Origin of the sequence: Amycolatopsis rhizosphaerae, from assembly GCF_007713715.1 — a bacterium.
Classification (GTDB): Bacteria; Actinomycetota; Actinomycetes; order Mycobacteriales; family Pseudonocardiaceae; genus Amycolatopsis_E; species Amycolatopsis_E rhizosphaerae.
The window spans coordinates 1-7111 of record NZ_VJWX01000379.1; the positions used below are offsets into that span (position 1 = coordinate 1).

6 protein-coding genes are annotated in these 7111 nt (G+C 70.5%); 3 read left to right on the plus strand and 3 right to left on the minus strand.

What is annotated here, in order from left to right; all coding sequences use genetic code 11:
- Together FNH05_RS27940 and FNH05_RS27945 are read right to left on the minus strand one after the other, a co-directional pair.
- The coding region (locus tag FNH05_RS27940; protein ID WP_144591836.1) for a GNAT family N-acetyltransferase at positions 1–428 on the minus strand (428 nt) is incomplete at its 3' end.
- A 42-nt stretch (positions 429–470) separates the two neighbouring features.
- Positions 471–1079, minus strand: coding sequence for a TetR/AcrR family transcriptional regulator (locus FNH05_RS27945; protein ID WP_144591837.1), 609 nt, complete (start codon positions 1077–1079; stop codon positions 471–473).
- Between the two features lie 103 nt (positions 1080–1182).
- On the opposite strand from FNH05_RS27945, the gene FNH05_RS27950 reads away from it, so the two are divergent.
- On the plus strand, positions 1183–2916 hold the full coding sequence (locus FNH05_RS27950) for an ABC transporter ATP-binding protein (RefSeq protein WP_144591838.1): 1734 nt from the start codon (positions 1183–1185) through the stop codon (positions 2914–2916).
- A gap of 195 nt (positions 2917–3111) precedes the next feature.
- On the plus strand, positions 3112–4920 hold the full coding sequence (locus tag FNH05_RS27955; RefSeq protein WP_144591841.1) for an ABC transporter ATP-binding protein: 1809 nt from the start codon (positions 3112–3114) through the stop codon (positions 4918–4920).
- 90 nt (positions 4921–5010) lie between these two features.
- Here the strand turns inward: FNH05_RS27955 and FNH05_RS27960 are convergent, their stop codons facing one another.
- Positions 5011–6243, minus strand: a complete 1233-nt coding sequence (locus FNH05_RS27960) for an acetyl-CoA hydrolase/transferase family protein (protein ID WP_144591839.1) — start codon at positions 6241–6243, stop codon at positions 5011–5013.
- A 65-nt stretch (positions 6244–6308) separates the two neighbouring features.
- Here FNH05_RS27960 and FNH05_RS27965 point away from each other — a divergent pair.
- Positions 6309–7111, plus strand: an 803-nt coding sequence (locus FNH05_RS27965) for an FAD-dependent oxidoreductase (protein ID WP_144591840.1), incomplete at its 3' end; no start/stop codon positions are given.

A 7111-nucleotide genomic window follows, 5' to 3' on the forward strand; every position in this document is an offset into this window, starting at 1 on the left:
TCGCCGGGCCCGGCCACCCTGCTTCCCGCCGGCACGTCCTCGGGCGCGAACCGGCCCGTGTAGGAGTAGACGGTGCCGGTGGTGCGGAAGCCGAGCCGGGCGTACAGGGGCCGGCCGTACGGGGTCGCGTACAGGAACACCGTCGCGTCGCCGGCCTGATCCAGCACGTGCCGCATCAGGGCGGTGCCCAGACCCTGGCGCCCGTACCGCGAGTGCACCAGCATGGTGCCGATCGCGGCGAGCTTGGGTTCGTACCGGGTCAGCAGCACCACTCCGGCCAGGTCCCCGTGTTCACCGTCCACTCCGAACGCTTCGCTCGTGCCCAGCAGGAACGACCACCGGTGTTCCGGATAGAACCAGCCCCGGTCCTCGGTGAGGGCGACCAGGCTGGGCAGGTCGGCTTCGGTCACGGTGCGGATCGCCGGCATGTCCCCATTCTGCCAAGCCCGCACGGGGGTGGTTGCCCGCGGTCAAACGGTGCCGGTTTGCTCCAGGCTCAGTCCGCGGAGCAGGGGCAGGTACACCTCGTCGACGAGTTCGGCGGCGGTCTCACGGGAAACGAGGGAGTGGCACTGGAACGTTTCCTGCCGGACGAGGTCGAGGGGGAGCAGCGCGACGCGCTGCGTGAGCCGCAGCGGTGGCAGTTCCCCGCGTGCGGCCGCGCGCGCGACGATGGTGTCCATCGCCTTGCGCACGGGGGAGTTCTTCATCTGCTCGTGCAGTACGGCGAGGATCTCGGGATGCCGGAAGGCCTCGCCCATCACCCCGGCGATCAGCTCGCTCATCATGGTGTCCACCCGGCGCGCGATCCGGTCGAACAGCGCGATCAGGTCACCGCGGAGCTCACCGGTGTCCGGTACTCCCTGCTGCGGGGGCACCTGGTGGGTCCAGGCGGCCAGGACGAGTTCCGCGCGGCCGGCCCAGCGGCGGTAGAGCACCGACTTGCTGGTGCCCGCGCGGGCGGCGACGGCCTCGATGGTGAGCGCGTTGTAGCCGGTTTCGCGCAGCTCCGCCCAGGCCGCGTCGAGAATGGCCTGTTCGAGCTCGGCACCCCGGCGGCGGGACCTGGTCTCGGTCACCCGGCTCCTTAAAAGACGTTGCGTTTCTTATCGGAGGAGTATAGCGTCTCCTCCGTAGATACGGGTCGTATCTTAACTTTTCCTTACTGTCTGGGGGGGCTTCTTGCTCAGCCGTCTGCTGATGACCCATCTGCGCCCGTACCGGGGCGAGCTGACCGCCGTGGTGGTGCTGCAGCTCATCGGTACGGTCGCTTCGCTGTACCTGCCGAGCCTCAACGCCGACATCATCGACCTCGGCGTCGTGCGCGGGGACACCGGTTACATCCTCTCCACCGGCGGCTGGATGCTCGCCGTCACCCTGCTGCAGATCGTGTGTTCGGTCGGTGCCGTCTACTTCGGAGCCCGGGCCGCGATGGGGTTCGGCCGGGACGTGCGGGCCGCCGTCTTCCACCGGGTGGGCGACTTCTCCGCCCGCGAGGTCGGCCGGTTCGGCGCTCCGTCGCTGATCACGCGCACCACCAACGACGTGCAGCAGGTGCAGCTGCTGGTGGTGATGGTCTGCACCATGCTCGTCGCCGCGCCGATCATGTGCGTGGCGGGCATCATCCTGGCACTGAAGGAGGACGTCGGCCTGTCGTGGCTGCTGCTGGTCTGCGTGCCGGCGCTGCTGATCGCGATCGGGGCGATCGTGTCGCGGATGGTGCCGCAGTTCCGGCGGATGCAGGAAAGGATCGACCAGGTCAACCGCGTGCTGCGGGAGCAGCTGTCGGGGATCCGGGTGGTCCGTGCCTTCGTCCGCGAGCCCGCGGAGACGCGGCGGTTCGCCGAAGCCAACGGGTCGCTGACCGATGCGGCGTTCCGGGTGGGCCGGTGGCAGGCCCTGATCTTCCCGACCGTGCTGTTCATCCTGAACGCCTCCAGCGTCGCCGTGCTGTGGTTCGGCGCGAAGCGGGTGGACGCGGGGGAGATGCAGATCGGCGCGCTGACCGCCTTTCTGAACTACCTGTTGCAGATCCTGATGTCGGTGATGATGGCCACCTTCATCTCGATCATGATCCCGCGTGCGGCGGTCTGCGCGGAGCGGATCAAGGAGGTGCTCGACACCGAGTCGTCGGTGAAACCGCCCGTCACCCCGGTGCGGGAGTTACGTGCGCAGGCCGAACTGGAGTTCCGGGACGTCGGGTTCCGCTACCCGGGTGCGGCGGACCCGGTGCTGCAGAGCATTTCCTTCCGCGCCGCGGCGGGCCGGACCACCGCGATCATCGGGAGCACCGGTTCGGGCAAGAGCACTCTGCTGTCGCTGATCCCCCGGCTCATCGACGTGACCGAAGGCAGCGTGCTCGTCGACGGCGTCGACGTGCGCGAGCTCGACCCGGACCTGCTGTGGAGCCGGATCGGCCTGGTGCCGCAGCGGCCCTACCTGTTCACCGGCACCGTGGCGAGCAATCTGCGCTACGGGAATCCGGACGCCACCGACGAAGAACTGTGGGAGGCGCTGGAGGTCGCGCAGGCGCGGGACTTCGTGGAAGAGATGCCGGGCGGCCTCGAAGCTCCGATCGCGCAGGGCGGCACGAACGTTTCGGGCGGGCAGCGGCAGCGGCTTTCGATCGCGCGGGCCTTGGTGCGCCGGCCGGAGATCTACCTGTTCGACGACTCGTTCTCCGCGCTCGACCTGGCCACCGACGCGGCGCTGCGTGAGGCGCTGCGGCCGCACACCCGGGACGCGGCGGTGATCGTGGTCGCCCAGCGGGTGTCCACGATCCTCGACGCCGACCAGATCATCGTGCTGGACGACGGTGCCGTCACCGGCATCGGTACGCACACCTCCTTGCTCGCCGATTGCCCTACGTATAGAGAGATCGTGGAATCGCAGATGTCCATTCAGGAGGCCGCGTGAACGACGATGGCGGAGCCCTGTTCGCGTGGGCCGACCGGGTGCGGGTGTCCCGCAAGACACAGGAGGCCGCGTGAACGACGATGGCGGAGCCCTGTTCGCGTGGGCCGACCGGGTGCGGGTGTCCCGCAAGACACAGGAGGCCGCGTGAGTACGACGACGACGGCCCCGCGGCCGCAGGCGTCGCCGCTGGGGCGCATGCCCGGGATGGGTATGCCGGTGAGCAAGGCGAAGAGCTTCGGGCCCTCGGCGAAGCGGCTGGCGGCGCGGCTGCGGCCGGAACGCGCCAGGTTCGCGGCGGTGGTCGCGCTGGGTGTGATCAGTGTCGCCTGCACGGTGGCGGCGCCGAAACTGCTCGGGCATGTCACCGACATCATCTTCACCGGAGTGCTCGGCCGGATGCGGCACCTGCCGGGGGCGGGCATCGATTTCGGCGCGCTGGCCACGGTGCTCGGCTGGGCGATCGGCCTGTACGTGGTGGCGTCGCTGTTCGGCTGGCTGCAGGGAATGCTGCTCAACGGTGTGGTGCAGCGGGTGGTGTTCCGGTTGCGGGCCGAGGTGGAGGAGAAACTGCACCGGCTTCCGTTGCGCTACTTCGACGGACAGCCTCGCGGTGAGCTGCTTTCCCGGGTCACCAACGACATCGACAACATCTCCACCACCGTGCAGCAGACACTGGGCCAGCTGCTCACCTCCCTGCTGACGGTGGTCGGTGTGCTGGCGATGATGCTGACCATTTCACCGTTGCTGTCGCTGATCGCGCTGGCGGTGATCCCGCTGTCGGTGCTCGTGACCGGGCAGGTCGGGAAGCGCTCGCAGAAACTGTTCGCGGCGCAGTGGAAGCACACCGGTGCGCTGAACGCGCAGATCGAGGAGTCCTTCACCGGGCATCAGCTGGTGAAGGTGTTCGGGCGGCAGCGCGAGTCGGAGGAGGAGTTCCGGCGCCGCAACGACGACCTGTTCGGTGCGGCGCTGGGCGCCCAGTTCGTCTCCGGGTTGATCATGCCGGCGATGATGTTCCTGTCGAACCTCAGCTACGTCGTGGTCGCCGTGGTCGGCGGGCTGCGCATCACCTCGGGCGGGATGAGCCTTGGCGAGGTGCAGGCGTTCATCCAGTACTCGCGCCAGTTCACCCAGCCGCTGACCCAGGTGGCTTCGATGGCGAACCTGATGCAGTCCGGGGTCGCCTCGGCCGAGCGGGTCTTCGAACTGCTGGACGCCGAGGAGGAGGAACCCGGCGTCGAGGTCAGCGAGCGGCCCGACGGCGGCGAGTCCCGCGGCCGGGTCGAGTTCGAGGACGTGAGCTTCTCGTACCGGCCGGAGCGGCCGCTGATCCAGCACCTGTCGCTGGTGGCGGAGCCGGGGCGGACGGTCGCGATCGTCGGGCCCACCGGTGCCGGGAAGACCACCCTGGTCAACCTGCTCATGCGGTTCTACGAGCTGGACGCGGGCCGGATCATGCTGGACGGGGTGGACATCACCCGGATGCGGCGCGAGGAGCTGCGGTCGCGGATCGGCATGGTGCTGCAGGACACCTGGCTCTTCGGCGGCACGATCCGCGACAACATCGCCTACGGCAAACCGGGAGCGACCGACGAAGAGGTGGTCGCGGCGGCGAAGGCGGCCTTTGTGGACCGGTTCGTGCGCACCCTGCCCGACGGCTACGACACGGTGATCGACGAGGAAGGCAGCAACGTCAGCGCCGGCGAGAAGCAGCTGCTGACGATCGCGCGGGCGTTTCTGGCCGAACCGTCGCTGCTGATCCTCGACGAGGCGACCAGCTCGGTCGACACCCGCACCGAAGCCCTGGTGCAGCGGGCGATGGCCGCGCTGCGCACGGCCCGCACCAGTTTCGTCATCGCGCACCGGCTGTCCACCATCCGGGATGCCGATCTGATCCTGGTGATGGAGGCGGGGCGCATCGTCGAACAGGGCACGCACGACGAGCTGCTCGAGGCACGGGGCGCCTACCACCGCCTCTACGCGGCCCAGTTCGCCCACGCCTGACGGGAGCTGCCGGGCCGGTTGTGCACGGGGCCTGTTCCTTCGAATCATTCGAAGGAACAGGCCCCGCTCATCCACGCCGAGCCGAAGGGCTCAGCGCAGCGGGATACCGAGTGCGCGGCCCTCCTCGCGCAAGGCGTCGCGGGCGTCGGGATGGGCCACGTGGTCGACGATCTCCTGGGCCTGGGCGGCCGAGTCCTGTCCCCAGATCGCCGCGGTGCCCTGCTCGCTGACGATGAAGCTGTGCTGGAAGGAGGTGACCGGGCCGTCCAGCCGTCCGACCACGGTGGACACCCCAGCCTTCGCATGCCAGGACGGCAGCGCGATCACCGCACGCCCGCCGGGGGAGTGCAGCGCGCCGACCACGAAATCGGTCTGCCCGCCGAAACCGGAGTAGATCGCGCCGTGCACGCGGCTGGCGTTGGCCTGCGCGAACAGGTCGACCTGCAGCGCCGCGTTGACCGAGACCAGACTGGGCTGCCGGGCGATCAGGCCGGGGTCGTTGGTCTTTTCGGTGCGCAGCAGGCGGACCCGCTGGTTGCGGTCCACCCAGTCGTAGAGCTCCGGGCTGCCGAAGACGAACGAGGCGGTCACCGGGAGGCCGGGGTCGAGCGCGCCCGCCTTCTCCAGCGCCAGCACCCCGTCGCTGAACATCTCCGACCAGATCGCCAGTCCGCGCCGTCCGGTGAGCGCGGCCAGGGTCGCATCGGGCACCGCCCCGATGCCCAGCTGCAGGCCGGCCCCGTCGGGCACCAGCTCCGCCACTCTCGCCCCGATGGCCCGGGACACCTCGCCGGACGGGCGCGGCACCGGGCTGGGCAGCGGCTCGTCCACCTCGATCGCGTAGTCGATCTCGTGCGAGGACAGCACGGCGTCGCCATAGGTGAAGGGCATGCGCGGGTTGAGCTGGGCGATGACGAGGCCGCCCCGGGCGCGCGCCGCCTCGATCGCGGCGGGCAGGATGTTGACCTCGGTGCCGAGCGACACCGTGCCGTCCACCGCGGGAGAGGTGTGGACCAGCACGATGTCGGGCGGCAGCGCCCCGCGCAGGAGCTGGGGCACCAGTGACAGCCGTGACGGGAAGTACCGCAGGGCGGGCCTGCCCCGCATCCCGGCCCCGACGAACGGCGTTTCGAGGACCACTCCTTCGCGGTCCGGTATCCCCGGCTGCGCGTTGAGCATGAACAGGCGGTACTCGGCGAGCGCGCCGTCGAGGATCGCCAGGGCACGCGCCGGTGTCGCGAAGTTGCCGCCCGCCACCACGCGCGGCACCCCGGGATGACCGGAGAGCAGGGCGGCGAGCCGGGATTCGGGGATGATCCGCACGGCGTCATTCTTCCCGGCGATCGGTGCCGCCGTGTCGGGTGGGGCGCTCCGGGTACCCCGGCGGCATGAGCGAGGTGGAGACGGTGGTGGTCGGCGCCGGGCTGGCCGGGCTGACCTGCGCGCTGCAGCTGGCCGGCCAGCGGAGGGAGGTGCTGCTGCTGGAGGCCCGGGACGTGGCGGGCGGGCGGACGTCGTCCTGGGAGGAGCGGGGGATGCCGGTGGAATCCGGCCTGCACCGCGTGCTCGGGTGCGGCACCGAACTGCCGCGGCTGCTGCGCCGGGCCGGGATGAGCCTGGACGAGGTGGTGTACTGGGAGGACGAGCTGGAGTTCCGCACTCCCAGTGGGGCCAGGGCGGTGCTGGGGGCCTCGCCGCTGTACAACCCGCTGAGGACGCTGCTCGGGCCGCTCGTCTCGTGGGACCTGCTCGCCCCGTGGGATCTCGCCTCGCTGGTGCCGTTCCTCACCGCCGGTGTCGCCCGGTACCTCGCCGACCCGGACGGGCTGGACCGGTTCTCCCTGGCCGCGTTCGCCCGCCGGTGGCGGGTCACCGACACCGCCGTCCGGAACCTGCTGGTGCCGGCCTCGGCCGGGGTGTTCTTCCTGCCGCCCAGCCGGTACTCGGCGGCGAACTTCTTCGGCCTGCTCGTGCCCGCGCTGCCCGGCATCCACCGCACCCGGGTCGGTGCCTTCCGGGGCGGGATGACCGAGGTGCTGGCCGACCCGCTGGTCGCGGCGATCCGCGCCCGGGGCGGCGAGGTGCGCACCGGGACGGAGGTGCTCGGCGTGCGGATGGATCTGGGCGCGGCGGCCCCCGAGGTGACCGGCGTGGACACCGCGGCCGGGACGGTCGGTGCGCGGCACGTGGT